A 15,039-nucleotide genomic window follows, 5' to 3' on the forward strand; every position below is an offset into this window, starting at 1 on the left:
CGCGCGTGATGCAAGCGAAACGAGAAAGTAGCGTTAGTCGATGAGCCTCTTTTTTTGTTGTCGAAGGTCTTCTTCGATACCGTCCCGAACCTCCTGCGGGATCTTAAGCGCGTCACCTAAAGCGGCCAGATAGCTGCGCTCCATAAAGTGGTCGATATCTATCGCAGCACAGCTCAGGAAGTAGACTTCCAGCGCCTCTTCCTCATTTTTGATGCCGGATGCAAGCCGGTGCGGATCCAGCGGTTGTTCGATCGCTTTCGCAATCAGCGCTCTCCCCTGTTCTTCAATACCGGCCTCGTTCAGTTGTTGTTCGATAGCGGCACGTTCTCTGTCATCAATATGTCCGTCGCTCTTCGCGGCAAACACCAGGGCCAGAATCAGACGTTCCGTGCGCGCATCAATAGACGAACTCTGTTGACCAAACTGTGCTTCCCCCTGATGGGCAGTACGCACTTTATCTTTGTACTTATTCCACAACACAGTACCCGCCACGGCCCCACCGCCAACAAGCAGCGCACTGGTACCGTATTTGGTCAGTAATTTGCGAGAGGATTTACTGGCGACCAGCAAACCGGCAAGTCCTCCTAAAGCACCGGGCACGAGTAATTTGCCGAGGTCCTGCCCGCCGGAGGATGACGATGACTGGCCTTGTTGGCCAAGAAGAGACTGTAATTGGTTTAACCAGTTTGCCATGATTCCCCTCACTTAATCGTTTCGTAAACGAGAAGCCTAAGCGAGGGGGTGTCAGGAAATGTCTAAAACTGCAAAAGATGAGAAAAGGTCGCAGCCTTAACGAGGCTGATACTCCGCTTTTCCTGCTTTACAATCGATTTTGACGAGATAGTGGATGTCTGTACTCTTGCCGCGAACCGTCAAGGGAACATCCCATTGATCGTTCTTACCCCGAATGTCTTTCGGAGTAACCCAGGCAACGGGATCCGCCTGGCCAAGTTTTTTTTGGTCATCAGCCCAGCGTACGATGCGGTTTTGCAAATAATCGCGTTTGACGCTCGCAGCGATCCCCTCGGCGTTCATACCTTCGCAAGAGGGAAATTTCACCGATTTGGCAGTGGCAGCCGACGCGACTACGCTGCCCGCCAGTAATATTGCACCCAGCAACACTCCTGCTATTTTCATGCTTTTCTCCTGTGCATAGAGCCCAATCAAAGCATGGTACAAATTACTGGCAGTGCAAGCCGGGATCAGGCGGCAGAGCGTTTCGCTTTTGACTTAATATCAACGGCGTCTGATGACTCAATTTCTGCGTCATCCTGAGCCACTTCTGGTACGCCCTCCTGGGTATCCGAACCCGGTAACTTACCGGATTTCAGAATATGGCTGAGCACATCTTTTTGTTCAGCCAGCCAGAGCGCCATTTGATCGCGCTGGCCTTCTTCAAGCGTCACTGGCGCTTCGCCCAGCCAGCCTTCAAGTACCTCGGCCAGGTCGAGCATTTTATCGTAAGCGTCAGCTTCCTTTTTGCTGGCAAAAGACATTTTTTCCTCACCTTCACGAATCACAACATACTTGACTTCAACCGCCATGATGCAGCCCCTTTTAACTGTATTTATATACAGTATAGTACTGCGCCATTTATCAGAGCGCAAGTCGTAAAAGACAGACGCAAACGTTTTCGTATATACTGCCGCCAGATTTTTTTAAGAAGGTCGACTTACTATGACTCTATTAGGTACTGCGCTGCGTCCGGCGGCGACTCGCGTAATGTTATTGGGTTCAGGGGAATTAGGCAAAGAAGTGGCGATTGAATGCCAGCGTCTGGGCATTGAAGTCATTGCCGTAGACCGTTATGCCGACGCGCCCGCAATGCATGTGGCGCACCGCTCACATGTTATTAATATGCTTGATGGTGAGGCGTTAAAAGCGCTGGTCGCGCTGGAAAAACCGCATTTTATCGTGCCGGAAATCGAAGCGATTGCCACCGATACACTGCTGGAGCTGGAAGCTCAGGGGCAGCATGTTGTGCCCTGTGCGCGGGCAACCAAATTGACCATGAACCGTGAAGGTATCCGTCGTCTGGCAGCCGAAGAACTTGCCCTTCCTACATCAAGCTACCGCTTTGCCGACAGTGAAGAGGCATTCCGTCAGGCCGTTGATGAGATCGGCCTGCCCTGCATCGTGAAACCCGTAATGAGTTCTTCCGGTAAGGGCCAGAGTTTCATTCGCAGCGCAGAGCAACTGGCGAAAGCCTGGGCGTATGCGCAACAAGGCGGGCGCGCAGGCGCCGGTCGCGTTATCGTTGAAGGTGTGGTGAATTTTGATTTTGAAATCACCCTGTTGACCATTAGCGCCTCAGATGGCGTGCATTTCTGTGCGCCAGTCGGTCATCGCCAGGAAGATGGCGACTATCGTGAATCCTGGCAGCCACAATCAATGACCGACCTTGCGCTGGAACGTGCAAAAGAGATCGCCAGTAAAGTAGTGCTGGCTCTCGGGGGCCATGGGCTGTTTGGTGTCGAATTGTTCGTCTGCGGCGATGAAGTGGTCTTTAGCGAAGTCTCTCCGCGTCCGCACGATACAGGCATGGTCACGCTGATTTCTCAGGATGTTTCAGAATTCGCCCTGCATGTTCGCGCCTTCCTCGGTCTGCCCATTGGGCAAATCCGCCAGTACGGACCGTCGGCATCGGCGGTGATCCTGCCTGAGCTGAAAAGCCAGAACATCACGTTTGATAACGTGCAAAATGCCGTTGGTGCAGGCCTGCAGGTCCGTCTGTTTGGCAAGCCCGAAATCGACGGTACGCGTCGTTTAGGCGTTGCGCTGGCAACGGCAGATAGCGTTGAAGAAGCTGTTGAACGCGCAAAAGCCGCGGCGGCAGCAGTAAAAGTGGCGGGTTAAATAAAATAAGGTCATGGTAAAAAAGCCCGGTAGCAGTGACGCTTACCGGGCTTTTCAATTTTATGAGCAGTCAATAATACGCCGCCCACTGAAACAGATTACTTCGCGCCTTCTACCGCTTCGCGAGCCAGTTTCGTGATGCGATCATAGTCGCCTGCTTCCAGCGCATCGGCCGGAACCAGCCAGGAACCACCGATACACAGCACGCTTTTCAGCGCCAGATAGTCGCGGTAGTTCGCCGGAGAGATACCGCCAGTCGGGCAGAAACGCACCTGAGAGAACGGACCTGCGATGGCCTGCAGCGCTTTGGTGCCGCCGTTTGCTTCCGCCGGGAAGAATTTGAACTCTTTCAGACCGTAGTCCATGCCCAGCATCAGTTCTGAAACTGTGCTGATACCCGGAATCAACGGGATGGTGCCTTCGGTGGCGGCTTTCAGCAGCGGCTCAGTCAGACCCGGGCTAATCGCGAACTGCGCACCCGCTTCTGTAACTTCTTTCAGTTGCTGCGGGTTAAGGACGGTACCAGCACCGATAATGGCGTCCGGCACTTCTTTTGCAATCGCGCGAATCGCATCGATGGCACAGGCAGTACGCAATGTCACTTCAAGAACGCGCACGCCGCCTGCAACCAGAGCTTTCGCCATTGGGACAGCGTGCTCCAGTTTGTTGACAACGATAACCGGCACTACCGGGCCAGTTTTCAGGATTGCTTCTGCACTCGTTTTCCAATTTTTCATCAGAATTATTCTCTCGCCTGAACTAAAAATCTTGTCGTTTTAAAAAGTAATGCAGGTCGCGCCCTGCTCGGCACCGGAAAGTTTTTCTCGCAGTGCGCCAAACAGCTCGCGTCCTGTGCCAACGCGCGCAGCGCTCAGGTCAGGAATATGCGGCTGACGTGCAGCAAGCTCGTTATCATCGACCAGCAGCGTCAATTCGCCAGTCTGTCCGTTTACACGGATGATGTCGCCATCACGTACTTTCGCCAGCAATCCACCGTCATACGCTTCGGGTGTCACATGAATCGCTGAAGGCACTTTACCTGATGCGCCGGAGAGTCGTCCATCTGTAACCAACGCAATTTTGAAACAGCGGTCCAATAATACACCAAGTGGTGGCATAAGTTTATGTAATTCTGGCATACCGTTCGCTTTTGGCCCCTGGTGACGCACCACCACGACGCAATCTTTGTTCAATAGCCCCGCATCAAAGGCCGGTAACACATCATGCTGACTCTCAAATACCACCGCCGGCGCTTCAATGACCTGATATTCAACCGGTACGGCAGAGGTTTTCATTACCGCGCGGCCAAGGTTGCCGCTCAGCACTTTGGTACCGCCATGACGAGAGAAGGGTTTCTCAATTGTGGCGATAACGTCCGCATCCAGCGACGCTGCCGCCCCTTCGCGCCAGTCCAGTTCACCGTTATTGAGCCACGGTTCCATGGTGTAACGGGAGAGACCAAAACCCGCCACCGTGTTCACATCCTCATGCAGCAAACCGCCCTTAAGCAGTTCCCGCATTAACACAGGTACGCCACCCGCCGCCTGGAAGTGGTTAATATCCGCCGGACCGTTCGGATAGAGTCGCGCCAGCAGCGGCACCACGTCCGACAGTTCAGAGAAGTCATCCCAGTTAATAATGATGCCCGCAGCGCGCGCCATCGCCACCAGATGCATAGTGTGGTTGGTGGAGCCGCCGGTTGCCAGCAGTGAAACGATACCGTTAACCACCACTTTTTCATCGACCATTTTGCCTATCGGCATCCATTCGCTGCCGTTACCGGTTAAGCGTGTCACCTGGCGTGCGGCAGCCGAAGTCAGCGCTTCACGCAGCGGTGCATCCGGGTGCACGAAGGAAGAGCCCGGCAGTTGCATGCCCATGAACTCAACGACCATCTGGTTGGTATTGGCCGTACCGTAGAAAGTGCACGTACCCGGCGCGTGGTAAGAGGCCGCTTCGGATTCCAGCAGCGCCATACGATCGACCTTGCCTTCTGCATAAAGCTGACGAATGCGTACCTTTTCTTTGTTTGCCAGGCCGCTGGCCATCGGACCTGACGGGATAAACACGGCGGGCAGATGACCAAACGAAAACGCGGCCATCGCGAGGCCGGGGACGATTTTGTCGCAGACGCCAAGGAACAACGCCCCGTCAAACATATTATGCGACAGGCCGACTGCCGCCGACATGGCGATCACTTCACGGCTAAGCAGTGAAAGTTCCATCCCGTCCTGACCCTGCGTAACCCCGTCACACATGGCCGGCACACCGCCTGCCACCTGGCCGACCGCGTTAACTGAGTGCAGCGCTTTGCGGATGATATTGGGATAGGTTTCGTACGGTTGATGTGCTGAAAGCATATCGTTATAGGAGGTGATGATGCCGATATTGTTACGCAGCATACTTTTGAGCGAAGCTTTGTCATCAGGCTGGCAGGCGGCAAAGCCGTGGGCCAGGTTTCCACACGCCAGCGAGGAACGGTGTACGGTTTCACTCTTCGCCTGATTGATGCGTTTTAGGTAGGCAGTTCGGCTTTCGCGCGAGCGTTCAGTAATGCGATTTGTTACGCGTAACAATACTGGATTCATAAAGGCTCCTGAAATTTATCTGTCCGGGACAACGGTATGCAGGAAGTTTTCAGCATTTTAATTCCAGCAGAAACGCCGCCACACCGCGCCCAAAGGCAAAATTACTGTAGCCAGTGTAATAAAAAAAGCTCCGCTGGTGAATCCAGTCGGAGCCTGAAAGTTGAAATATTGGCCTGATTTCTGAGTTAGATCATGTTACCGGTAAAACTCCGTAACATTGGCAACAAACTGATTACTCAAATTCGTTCCACGAACGGCCATCACGGGTGATCATCGCCACAGAGGCAACCGGTCCCCAGGTCCCGGCCTGATACGGTTTCGGCGAATCGTTATCCATCGCCCAGGCTTCGGTGATGGAATCAACCCACTTCCACGCTTCTTCAACTTCGTCACGGCGCACAAACAGCGCCTGAATGCCACGCATGGTTTCCAGCAACAGGCGCTCGTAAGCGTCCGCCAGATGCGTTTCGTTGAAAGTTTCGGAATAGCTCAGGTCCAGCTTCGTGGTCTGCAGATTGTGCTTGTGATCCAGCCCCGGCACTTTATTCAGTACCTGGATATCCACGCCTTCATCTGGTTGCAGACGGATGGTGAGCTTGTTCTGTGGCAGATCCTGCCATGACTCTTTAAACAGGTTCAGCTCCGGCGTTTTGAAATAGACCACAACTTCGGAGCATTTCGTCGGCAGGCGTTTACCCGTACGCAGATAGAACGGCACGCCCGCCCAGCGCCAGTTGTCGATATCCACGCGAATAGAGACGAAGGTTTCGGTGTTACTGGATTTGTTCGCGCCCTCTTCTTCCAGATAGCCCGGGACTTTTTTGCCCTGCGCAAAGCCAGTGGTGTACTGACCACGAACGGTTTTCTCGCGCACGTTCGAGCGATCGATGCGACGCAAGGATTTCAGCACTTTCACTTTTTCGTCACGAATGCTGTCTGCGGTGAGATCGGACGGCGGAGACATAGCGATCATGCAAAGGATTTGCAGCAGGTGGTTCTGGATCATGTCGCGCATTTGACCTGCCTGGTCAAAGTAACCCCAGCGACCTTCGATACCCACCTCTTCCGCCACCGTGATTTCCACATGATCAATCGTACGGTTATCCCAGTTGTTCACAAACAGGGAGTTGGCAAAGCGCAGTGCCAGCAGGTTCAGCACCGTCTCTTTGCCCAAATAGTGGTCGATACGGTAGACCTGGCACTCTTCGAAATATTCGCCAACCTGATCGTTAATTTCGCGTGAGGTGGCAAGCGAGGTACCCAACGGTTTTTCCATGACCACACGGGCAGGTTTCGCATTCAGCTTCGCCTCGCCCAGGCCTTTGCAAATTGCGCCAAAGGTGCTTGGCGGCATCGCAAAGTAGTTAATAGTGGTGCGATTCTTCTGGTCAAGCATGGCGCCAAGGCGTTTAAACGCTTTGGTGTCATTAACGTCCAGGTTGCAGAAATCCAGGCGGCCGCTCAGCGTGTCCCATAAGCTTTCATCGATTTTTTCCTTCATGAAAGTTTCGAGCGCTTCACGCACCACTTTTATATAGGCTTCTTTATCCCAGTCGGCGCGTCCGACACCCAGGATACGCGTATCCGGATGGATCTGACCCGCTTTTTCCAGTTGATACAGGGAAGGCAGCAATTTCCGGCGTGCGAGATCGCCTTTCGCGCCGAAAATGACCAGGTCACATGCCTGGGCTGTTTGCGTTACCGCCATGTCATTCTCCTCAGTTGGCTATCCTGGTGCTTATGCCAGGTTTTAGTTGTAATTTTATTACACTGCACTGTACTGCTTTTACGTAATTCCCGAAACCGCTAACGCTTGGCTACGTGTGCGTTCTTCTGCTCTTCGGCAAAAATCTGGGTTTTCGCCTTGAAAATGCTGGATGTTTGCCCGATACGCAGCGAATAAAATCCGACTGTGATCATGTAATGAAAAAAAACAACAACATTTAATGTTGTCGCTTACCTTTCTTTGCGGCAGAAAGGTATATTCTTGCTAAAACGCATCACGATTTCACCTTTCTGTGGAATCGTTTCACTGATGAGCGATTCGTTAAAAATGAATATGCTGGAAAAAATCCAGTCTCAACTGGAACACCTTAGCAAATCCGAGCGCAAAGTGGCGGAAGTGATTCTCGCCTTCCCCGATCAAGCCATTCATTCCAGTATCGCCGCCCTCGCCCAGCAAGCGGGTGTCAGCGAACCAACGGTGAACCGATTTTGCCGCAGTCTGGATACCCGCGGGTTTCCGGATTTTAAATTGCATCTGGCGCAAAGTCTGGCAAACGGCACCCCCTATGTTAATCGCAACGTCGATGAAGATGACAGTGTCGAAGCCTATACTGGCAAAATTTTCGAGTCAGCGATGGCAAGCCTGGACCATGTGCGCCAGTCGCTCGATATGATGGCGGTCAACCGCGCCGTAGATCTGCTGACGCAGGCAAAGAAAATCGCCTTTTTCGGTCTTGGCTCGTCCGCGGCCGTCGCGCATGATGCGATGAACAAATTTTTCCGCTTCAACGTACCGGTTATTTATACCGACGACATTGTGCTGCAACGCATGAGTTGTATGAATTGTAGTGATGATGACGTGGTTGTGCTGATTTCTCATACCGGGCGCACAAAGAGTCTGGTCGAACTGGCACAGTTGGCGCGGGAAAACGACGCCATGGTCATTGCGCTGACATCAGCCGATACACCGCTTGCGCGGGAAGCGACACTGGCCATTACCCTCGACGTTCCGGAAGATACCGACATTTATATGCCCATGGTGTCGCGTCTGGCACAGCTCACGGTTATTGACGTTCTCGCTACCGGTTTCACATTGCGACGTGGCGCAAAATTCCGGGATAACTTGAAGCGTGTCAAAGAAGCACTGAAAGAATCGCGCTTTGATAAGGAGTTGCTCATCCGGAGCGACAAACATTAATAGACCGATAGTAATAACAAAGTTGTAACATCTTACGCTGTTCGGTTAAATTCTCATTTTGATAACTTAACTGAATCCATGTTCACGCAACACCTGGTTGTTTTAGACAACGGAGTATTACATGTCCAGAAGGCTTCGCAGAACCAAAATTGTTACCACTTTAGGCCCGGCCACCGACCGCGATAATAATCTTGAGAAGATTATCGCCGCAGGCGCCAACGTGGTACGCATGAACTTCTCACACGGCACACCGGAAGATCATAAATTACGTGCGGATAAAGTGCGTGAAATTGCGGCAAAACTGGGACGTCATGTTGCTATTCTTGGCGATTTACAAGGACCGAAAATTCGCGTGTCCACGTTCAAGGAAGGCAAAGTATTCCTTAACATTGGCGATAAATTCCTGCTTGATGCCAACCTCGGCAAAGGCGAAGGCGATAAAGAAAAAGTCGGCATCGACTATAAAGGCCTGCCCGCTGACGTGGTGCCTGGCGATATCCTGTTGCTCGATGATGGCCGCGTTCAGTTAAAAGTACTGGAAGTTCAGGGCATGAAAGTGTTCACCGAAGTCACGGTGGGCGGCCCGCTGTCTAACAATAAAGGCATTAACAAACTGGGCGGTGGCCTCTCTGCAGAAGCACTGACCGATAAAGACAAAGCAGATATTGTGACTGCGGCACTGATTGGCGTGGATTACCTCGCCGTCTCCTTCCCGCGCTGCGGTGAAGACCTGAATTATGCACGCCGCCTGGCGCGCGACGCTGGTTGTGACGCCAAAATTGTCGCCAAGGTTGAGCGCGCAGAAGCGGTCTGCAGCCAGGAAGCGATGGATGATGTGATCCTCGCCTCCGACGTGGTGATGGTTGCCCGTGGCGACCTCGGCGTAGAAATTGGCGACCCGGAACTGGTGGGTATCCAGAAAGCGCTGATCCGTCGTGCGCGTCAGCTTAACCGTGCGGTCATCACCGCCACGCAGATGATGGAATCGATGATCACCAACCCGATGCCAACTCGCGCAGAAGTGATGGACGTGGCAAACGCCGTGCTGGATGGTACCGATGCGGTTATGCTCTCTGCGGAAACAGCCGCAGGCCAGTACCCGGCAGAAACCGTTGCCGCGATGGCACGCGTGTGCCTGGGGGCGGAAAAGATCCCCAGTATCAACGTGTCGAAACACCGCCTGGATATTCAGTTCGATAACGTGGAAGAAGCCATCGCCATGTCGGCAATGTATGCCGCTAACCACCTGAAAGGGGTAACGGCGATTATCTCGATGACGGAGTCCGGGCGTACGGCGTTAATGACGTCACGTATCAGTTCCGGCCTGCCGATTTTCGCGCTCTCCCGCCATGAGCGTACGCTGAACCTCACCGCGCTGTACCGTGGCGTAACGCCGGTCCATTTTGACAGCGCGAGCGAAGGCGTTGCCGCTGCCAACGATGCGGTCAACCTGCTGCGTGACAAAGGTTACCTGATTTCTGGCGATCTGGTGATCGTCACCCAGGGCGACGTGATGAGCACCGTGGGCACCACGAACACCACGCGCATTCTGACCGTGGAATAAGCAGAATCCAAAAAGCAAAAACCCCGCCAGGCGGGGTTTTTTTATTTCTTCGGGAATAACTCTTTGCGTCTGTACGGTTCAGTCTCGCCCGGCTTGCGTGTTTTCAACAGTTTTAAAATCCAGGTGTACTGCTCAGGGTGCGGGCCGACGAACACTTCAACCTCTTCGTTCATTCGGCGCGCAATGGTGACGTCATCCGCCGTTAACAGATCGTCCATCGGTGGGCGCACCTGAATGATCAGCCTGTGCGTCGTCGCATCATACACCGGAAAAAGCGGCACAATGCGTGCACGGCACACTTTCATTAAACGGCCAATCGCCGGGAGCGTGGCTTTATAGGTGGCAAAGAAATCAACAAATTCGCTGTGCTCAGCACCGTGATCCTGATCGGGCAAATAGTAGCCCCAATACCCCTGGCGTACGGACTGAATAAACGGTTTGATACCGTCGTTACGTGCATGCAGACGTCCACCAAAGCGGCGGCGCACCGTATTCCAGACATAATCGAACACTTTATTGCCCTGATTATGGAACATCGCCGCCATTTTCTGCCCCTGGGATGCCATCAACATGGCCGGGATATCAACGCCCCAGCCGTGCGGGACCAGAAAAATGACGTTTTCGTTGTTGTCGCGCAGGCCATCAATGATCTCACGGCCCTGCCACTCAACGCGCGGCAGGATCTTCTCTGGCCCACGCAGCGCCAGTTCCGCCATCAGTACCATTGCCTGCGGTGCAGTGGCAAACATCTCATCAATGATCGCTTCGCGTTCCGCTTCTGATTTTTCCGGGAAGCAGTACAGCAGGTTGATCTGTGCACGCCGACGCGCACTCTTACCAAATTTACCGGCAAGTCGCCCCAACGTCCCCAACAACGGATCGCGTAACGACGCAGGGAGCAGCGCTACACCGGCAAACGCAAAAACACCCATCCACGCGCCCCAGTAGCGCGGGTGGCGAAAGCCTTCTTCAAATTCGGGAATGTATTCAGAATTATTTTTCTTCGTTTCCATGCATGTTCCGCAGGCAAGTATTCAAGTAAGCAAAGTAAGAATAGTGTAACGAGGTGCGTTAATTCCTACAAAAGAAAAAGCCGGCGTGTGTCGACGCCGGCTTGTATGCTGTAAGGCGTTAATCGAATTTCAATTGCGGAACGATGTCCTTCACCTGCGCCAGATAATCACGACGATCGGTACCGCTCAGACCTTCGGTCCTTGGCAGTTTCGCCGTTAAGGGGTTCACCGCCTGCTGGTTGATCCACACTTCATAATGCAAATGCGGGCCTGTTGAACGACCGGTGTTACCGGAGAGCGCGATGCGATCGCCACGTTTCACTTTCTGCCCTTCTTTCACCAGCAATTTGCGCAAGTGCATATAGCGCGTGGTATAGGTGCGACCATGACGCACCGCGACATAATACCCCGCCGCACCACTGCGTTTGGCAACCACCACCTCACCGTCACCCACAGAGAGAACCGGCGTCCCCTGCGGCATGGCGAAATCGACGCCCTTATGCGGCGCAACGCGCCCCGTGACCGGGTTCAGACGACGCGGATTAAAGTTGGAGGAGACGCGGAACTGTTTCGACGTGGGGAAGCGCATAAAGCCTTTCGCCAGACCGGTACCGTTGCGGTCGTAAAATTTGCCGTCGTCGGCGCGAATCGCAAAATAATCTTTACCGTCAGAGCGCAGACGAACACCCAACAGTTGGCTCTGTTCCTGTTTCCCTTCCAGCATTTCGCGGGACATCAGCACAGAGAACTCATCGCCTTTTTTGAGCTTACGGAAATCCATTTGCCACTGCATCGCTTTGATGACCGCGCTGATTTCCACACTGGTTAATCCGGCCTCTTTCGCACTGCTGACAAAACTGCCGCCAACCGTGCCTTTCAGCACGGAGTTGACCCAATCGCCTTCCTGAATCGCACTGGTCATTTTAAAACCACCATCAACGCGGTCGTAAGTGCGAGTTTCACGGCGGGAAACTTCCCAGGTCATGCGCTGCAGATCGCCATCTGCGGTCAACGTCCAGGAGATCTGCTGACCAATTTTCATGTTACGCAGGTCTTTATCTGCCGCGGCGAGCTGGCTGATATCACCCATATCGATGCCGTACTGATTCAGGATACTGCTCAGCGTATCGCCGGTCGACACGACATATTCGTGCACACCCTCTTCACCGGCAGTTTTATCGTCAAGTTCATCCTGGGGAATGTCTTCAACTTCGTCGGGCATAGACTGATCGATAGGTTCACTGGCCTCAGGCAACAGCGAACGAATCTCTTTCTTTTCCAGCTCGATGGTTTTGACGATGGGTGTCGGCGTGGATTCGGGGTGGTAGACATACGGTCGCCAGACGGCAACCGTTAAAGTGAGAACTGTAAGTGACCCCAGCATAACGCGGTGGGGTCGGGGCAGATTATTAAATGCCAGGGCGACAGAGCGGGCTATCTGTTGCACGTATCCACTTCCTCGTTAATCTCCTTTCAGGCAGCTCGCATACTGGTTAGACAACTGGGCAAGGAACTGCGAATAGCTCTCTTTGCCAAGCTTGATACTGGTGCCAAGGGGATCCAACGTTCCCATTCGAACGGATGTCCCTCTGGCAACAGCTTCAACGACCGCTGGCCTGAACTGTGGCTCAGCAAAAACGCAGGCTGCTTTTTGCTCAACCAACTGTGTTCTGATTTGATGTAAACGCTGCGCACCAGGTTGAATTTCAGGGTTGACGGTAAAGTGACCTAACGGGGTCAGCCCGTAATGCCTCTCAAAATAGCCATAGGCATCATGAAAAACGAAATAACCTTTACCCTTCACTGGCGCCAGCTCGCTGCCAACCTCTTTGTCGGTTTGTGCCAGACTGGCCTCAAACGCTTGCAGGTTGGCGTCCAGCCGTGCTCGGCTTTGGGGCATAACTTCTACTAATTTATCGTGGATTGCAACCGCCGACAGCCGTGCAATCTCTGGTGAAAGCCACAGATGCATGTTGTAATCACCATGATGGTGATGTTCGTCACTATTTTCGTCGCCGTGATGGCCTGCGTCATGGTCGTGGTCGTCATCATCGCTGCCCTTGATGAGCAACGGTTTCACGCCAGGCAGTTCCTGCATGAGCACCTGTTTTGCCGCCGGAATCTGCTGCGCAGATTTATCCATGAACGCTTCCATGTCCGGGCCTACCCAGAAGACTAAGTCCGCGTTCTGCAAGCGTTTTACATCAGACGGTCGCAGGGCATAATCGTGCTCAGAAGCCCCATCGGGGAGCAGTACTTCTGTTGTCGTTACCCCATCCGCAATCGCGGAAGCAATGAAGCCCAGAGGCTTGAGCGACGCGACAACAGCGGCGTTTGCGGTGCTCATTACTCCGCCGGATAAGGCGGTGAAAAGCGCTGCGCAAAGAAGCGTATTTTTATGTAACATAATGCGACTAATTATCGTAATGAATGTGTGGAATGTGATATTATAACATTCGACAACTTGTGCAACCCTTTAAATGCTATGACTAATCTGGTAACGCTGGAAAATGTCTCCGTCAGTTTCGGCCAAAGACGCGTACTGTCTGACATTTCGCTCACTCTACAACCCGGTAAAATTCTTACCCTGCTCGGCCCCAATGGTGCGGGGAAATCGACGCTGGTGCGCGTGGTACTGGGGCTTGTAGCACCCGATACCGGGACGATCAAGCGTGGCAATGCCCTGCGTATTGGTTATGTGCCGCAAAAGCTGCATCTCGATACCACGCTGCCGCTGACCGTGGGTCGTTTTATGCGTCTGCGGCCTGGTACCCGTAAAGATGATATTGTTCCGGCGCTAAAACGCGTGAATGCCGCGCACCTTGTCGATGCCCCGATGCAAAAATTATCCGGCGGCGAAACGCAACGCGTGCTGCTGGCCCGCGCCCTACTCAATCAGCCACAGTTGCTGGTACTGGATGAGCCAACGCAAGGGGTCGATGTTAACGGTCAGGTGGCACTCTACGATCTTATTGATCAATTACGTCGCGAGCTTGATTGCGCCGTACTGATGGTCTCCCATGACCTGCATCTGGTGATGGCAAAAACGGATGAAGTCCTCTGCCTGAATCACCATATTTGCTGCTCCGGCGCACCGGAAGTGGTCTCCATGCACCCTGAGTTTATCTCAATGTTCGGCCCACGCGGCGCAGAGCAGTTGGGTATTTATCGCCACCGCCATAATCATCGTCATGATTTGCAGGGGCGCATTATATTACGTCAGGGAAATGGACGCGGATGATTGAATTACTGTTGCCCGGCTGGTTAGCCGGGATGATGCTCGCCTGCGCCGCTGGCCCGTTGGGTTCATTTGTAGTCTGGCGTCGCATGTCTTATTTTGGCGATACCCTCGCCCACGCCTCATTGCTCGGTGTCGCTTTCGGTTTACTGCTCGACATTAACCCCTTTTATGCGGTGATTGCCGTCACGCTGCTGCTTGCCGCCGGGCTGGTCTGGCTGGAAAAACGCCCTCACCTTGCTATCGATACATTGCTGGGGATTATGGCTCACAGTGCGTTATCCCTCGGCATGGTGGTTGTCAGCCTGATGTCGAATATTCGCGTCGATCTGATGGCCTACCTGTTTGGCGACCTGCTGGCAGTCACGCCCACGGATTTAATCTCCATTGCTGTTGGTGTTGTACTGGTTATCGGGATCCTGTTCTGGCAGTGGCGTAACCTGCTGTCGATGACCATCAGTCCGGAGCTGGCGTTTGTCGATGGCGTGAAGTTGCAGCGTGTGAAGTTGCTGTTAATGCTGGTCACCGCGCTGACCATTGGGGTAGCGATGAAGTTTGTCGGGGCGTTGATTATCACGTCCTTGCTGATAATTCCCGCGGCCACCGCGCGCCGCTTTGCCCGTACGCCAGAGCAAATGGCGGGAGTGGCCGTAGGTGTCGGCATGATTGCCGTCACCGGTGGGCTAACCTTCTCTGCTTTTTACGATACGCCAGCAGGACCGTCTGTCGTGCTGTGCGCCGCGCTGTTGTTCATTTTCAGTATGATGAAAAAAAGCGCGACCTGACCCTTCTTATCTGGCCGAAACCCGTTGTTTCGGCCTTTCTGCTATTCAGAATAGCGACGACGGCTGATGCGG

General features: G+C 53.4%; 14 protein-coding genes. 5 read left to right on the top strand and 9 right to left on the bottom strand.

Going from position 1 to position 15,039, the window contains the following annotated elements; translation table 11 throughout:
- Window positions 1-33 precede the first annotated feature (33 nt).
- From ABU190_RS07830 to ABU190_RS07840, 3 genes are all read right to left on the bottom strand, one after another.
- A complete protein-coding gene (locus ABU190_RS07830; protein ID WP_354690940.1) occupies window positions 34-693 on the bottom strand; it encodes a tellurite resistance TerB family protein in 660 nt (219 codons plus the stop codon).
- Between the two features lie 96 nt (window positions 694-789).
- Window positions 790-1,137: a protein YebF gene (yebF, locus tag ABU190_RS07835; RefSeq protein ID WP_354690941.1), complete on the bottom strand. Its 348-nt coding sequence runs from the start codon at window positions 1,135-1,137 to the stop codon at window positions 790-792.
- 65 nt (window positions 1,138-1,202) lie between these two features.
- Window positions 1,203-1,544 carry a YebG family protein gene (locus ABU190_RS07840; protein WP_354690942.1) on the bottom strand — a complete coding sequence of 114 codons (342 nt, stop codon included), beginning with the start codon at window positions 1,542-1,544 and terminating at the stop codon, window positions 1,203-1,205.
- 133 nt (window positions 1,545-1,677) lie between these two features.
- On the opposite strand from ABU190_RS07840, the gene purT reads away from it, so the two are divergent.
- Complete coding sequence (gene purT / locus ABU190_RS07845) at window positions 1,678-2,856, top strand: formate-dependent phosphoribosylglycinamide formyltransferase (protein WP_354690943.1); 1,179 nt, start codon at window positions 1,678-1,680, stop codon at window positions 2,854-2,856.
- Window positions 2,857-2,954: 98 nt separating this feature from the next.
- Here purT and kdgA read toward each other — a convergent pair whose 3' ends face one another.
- From kdgA to zwf, 3 genes are all read right to left on the bottom strand, one after another.
- The gene (gene kdgA, locus ABU190_RS07850; protein ID WP_039078734.1) at window positions 2,955-3,593 is read right to left on the bottom strand and encodes a bifunctional 4-hydroxy-2-oxoglutarate aldolase/2-dehydro-3-deoxy-phosphogluconate aldolase; all 639 of its coding nucleotides are present in this window, start codon (window positions 3,591-3,593) and stop codon (window positions 2,955-2,957) included.
- Window positions 3,594-3,632: 39 nt separating this feature from the next.
- Complete coding sequence (gene edd, locus ABU190_RS07855; RefSeq protein WP_047370897.1) at window positions 3,633-5,444, bottom strand: phosphogluconate dehydratase; 1,812 nt, start codon at window positions 5,442-5,444, stop codon at window positions 3,633-3,635.
- Window positions 5,445-5,676: 232 nt separating this feature from the next.
- Window positions 5,677-7,152, bottom strand: coding sequence for a glucose-6-phosphate dehydrogenase (gene zwf / locus ABU190_RS07860; RefSeq protein ID WP_039078732.1), 1,476 nt, complete (start codon window positions 7,150-7,152; stop codon window positions 5,677-5,679).
- Between the two features lie 345 nt (window positions 7,153-7,497).
- On the opposite strand from zwf, the gene ABU190_RS07865 reads away from it, so the two are divergent.
- Both ABU190_RS07865 and pyk read left to right on the top strand, forming a co-directional pair.
- Window positions 7,498-8,367, top strand: coding sequence for a MurR/RpiR family transcriptional regulator (locus tag ABU190_RS07865; RefSeq protein WP_354691199.1), 870 nt, complete (start codon window positions 7,498-7,500; stop codon window positions 8,365-8,367).
- 121 nt (window positions 8,368-8,488) lie between these two features.
- Window positions 8,489-9,931, top strand: a complete 1,443-nt coding sequence (gene pyk, locus ABU190_RS07870; protein WP_039078731.1) for a pyruvate kinase — start codon at window positions 8,489-8,491, stop codon at window positions 9,929-9,931.
- A 41-nt stretch (window positions 9,932-9,972) separates the two neighbouring features.
- Here the strand turns inward: pyk and lpxM are convergent, their stop codons facing one another.
- The 3 genes from lpxM to znuA all read right to left on the bottom strand — a co-directional run bounded on the left by lpxM (window position 9,973) and on the right by znuA (window position 13,351).
- Window positions 9,973-10,944, bottom strand: a complete 972-nt coding sequence (gene lpxM / locus ABU190_RS07875) for a lauroyl-Kdo(2)-lipid IV(A) myristoyltransferase (RefSeq protein WP_039078730.1) — start codon at window positions 10,942-10,944, stop codon at window positions 9,973-9,975.
- Window positions 10,945-11,062: 118 nt separating this feature from the next.
- The gene (gene mepM, locus ABU190_RS07880; protein WP_271850980.1) at window positions 11,063-12,391 is read right to left on the bottom strand and encodes a murein DD-endopeptidase MepM; all 1,329 of its coding nucleotides are present in this window, start codon (window positions 12,389-12,391) and stop codon (window positions 11,063-11,065) included.
- Between the two features lie 15 nt (window positions 12,392-12,406).
- Window positions 12,407-13,351 carry a zinc ABC transporter substrate-binding protein ZnuA gene (gene znuA, locus ABU190_RS07885; protein WP_039078728.1) on the bottom strand — a complete coding sequence of 315 codons (945 nt, stop codon included), beginning with the start codon at window positions 13,349-13,351 and terminating at the stop codon, window positions 12,407-12,409.
- Between the two features lie 78 nt (window positions 13,352-13,429).
- On the opposite strand from znuA, the gene znuC reads away from it, so the two are divergent.
- Together znuC and znuB are read left to right on the top strand one after the other, a co-directional pair.
- The gene (znuC, locus tag ABU190_RS07890; protein WP_039078727.1) at window positions 13,430-14,185 is read left to right on the top strand and encodes a zinc ABC transporter ATP-binding protein ZnuC; all 756 of its coding nucleotides are present in this window, start codon (window positions 13,430-13,432) and stop codon (window positions 14,183-14,185) included.
- Window positions 14,182-14,967: a zinc ABC transporter permease subunit ZnuB gene (znuB, locus tag ABU190_RS07895; protein WP_354690944.1), complete on the top strand. Its 786-nt coding sequence runs from the start codon at window positions 14,182-14,184 to the stop codon at window positions 14,965-14,967. Before znuC ends, znuB begins: the two co-directional genes overlap by 4 nt.
- Window positions 14,968-15,039 lie beyond the last annotated feature (72 nt).

This window comes from Phytobacter sp. RSE-02 (genome assembly GCF_040578655.1).
GTDB classification, from domain to species: Bacteria; Pseudomonadota; Gammaproteobacteria; order Enterobacterales; family Enterobacteriaceae; genus Phytobacter; species Phytobacter diazotrophicus.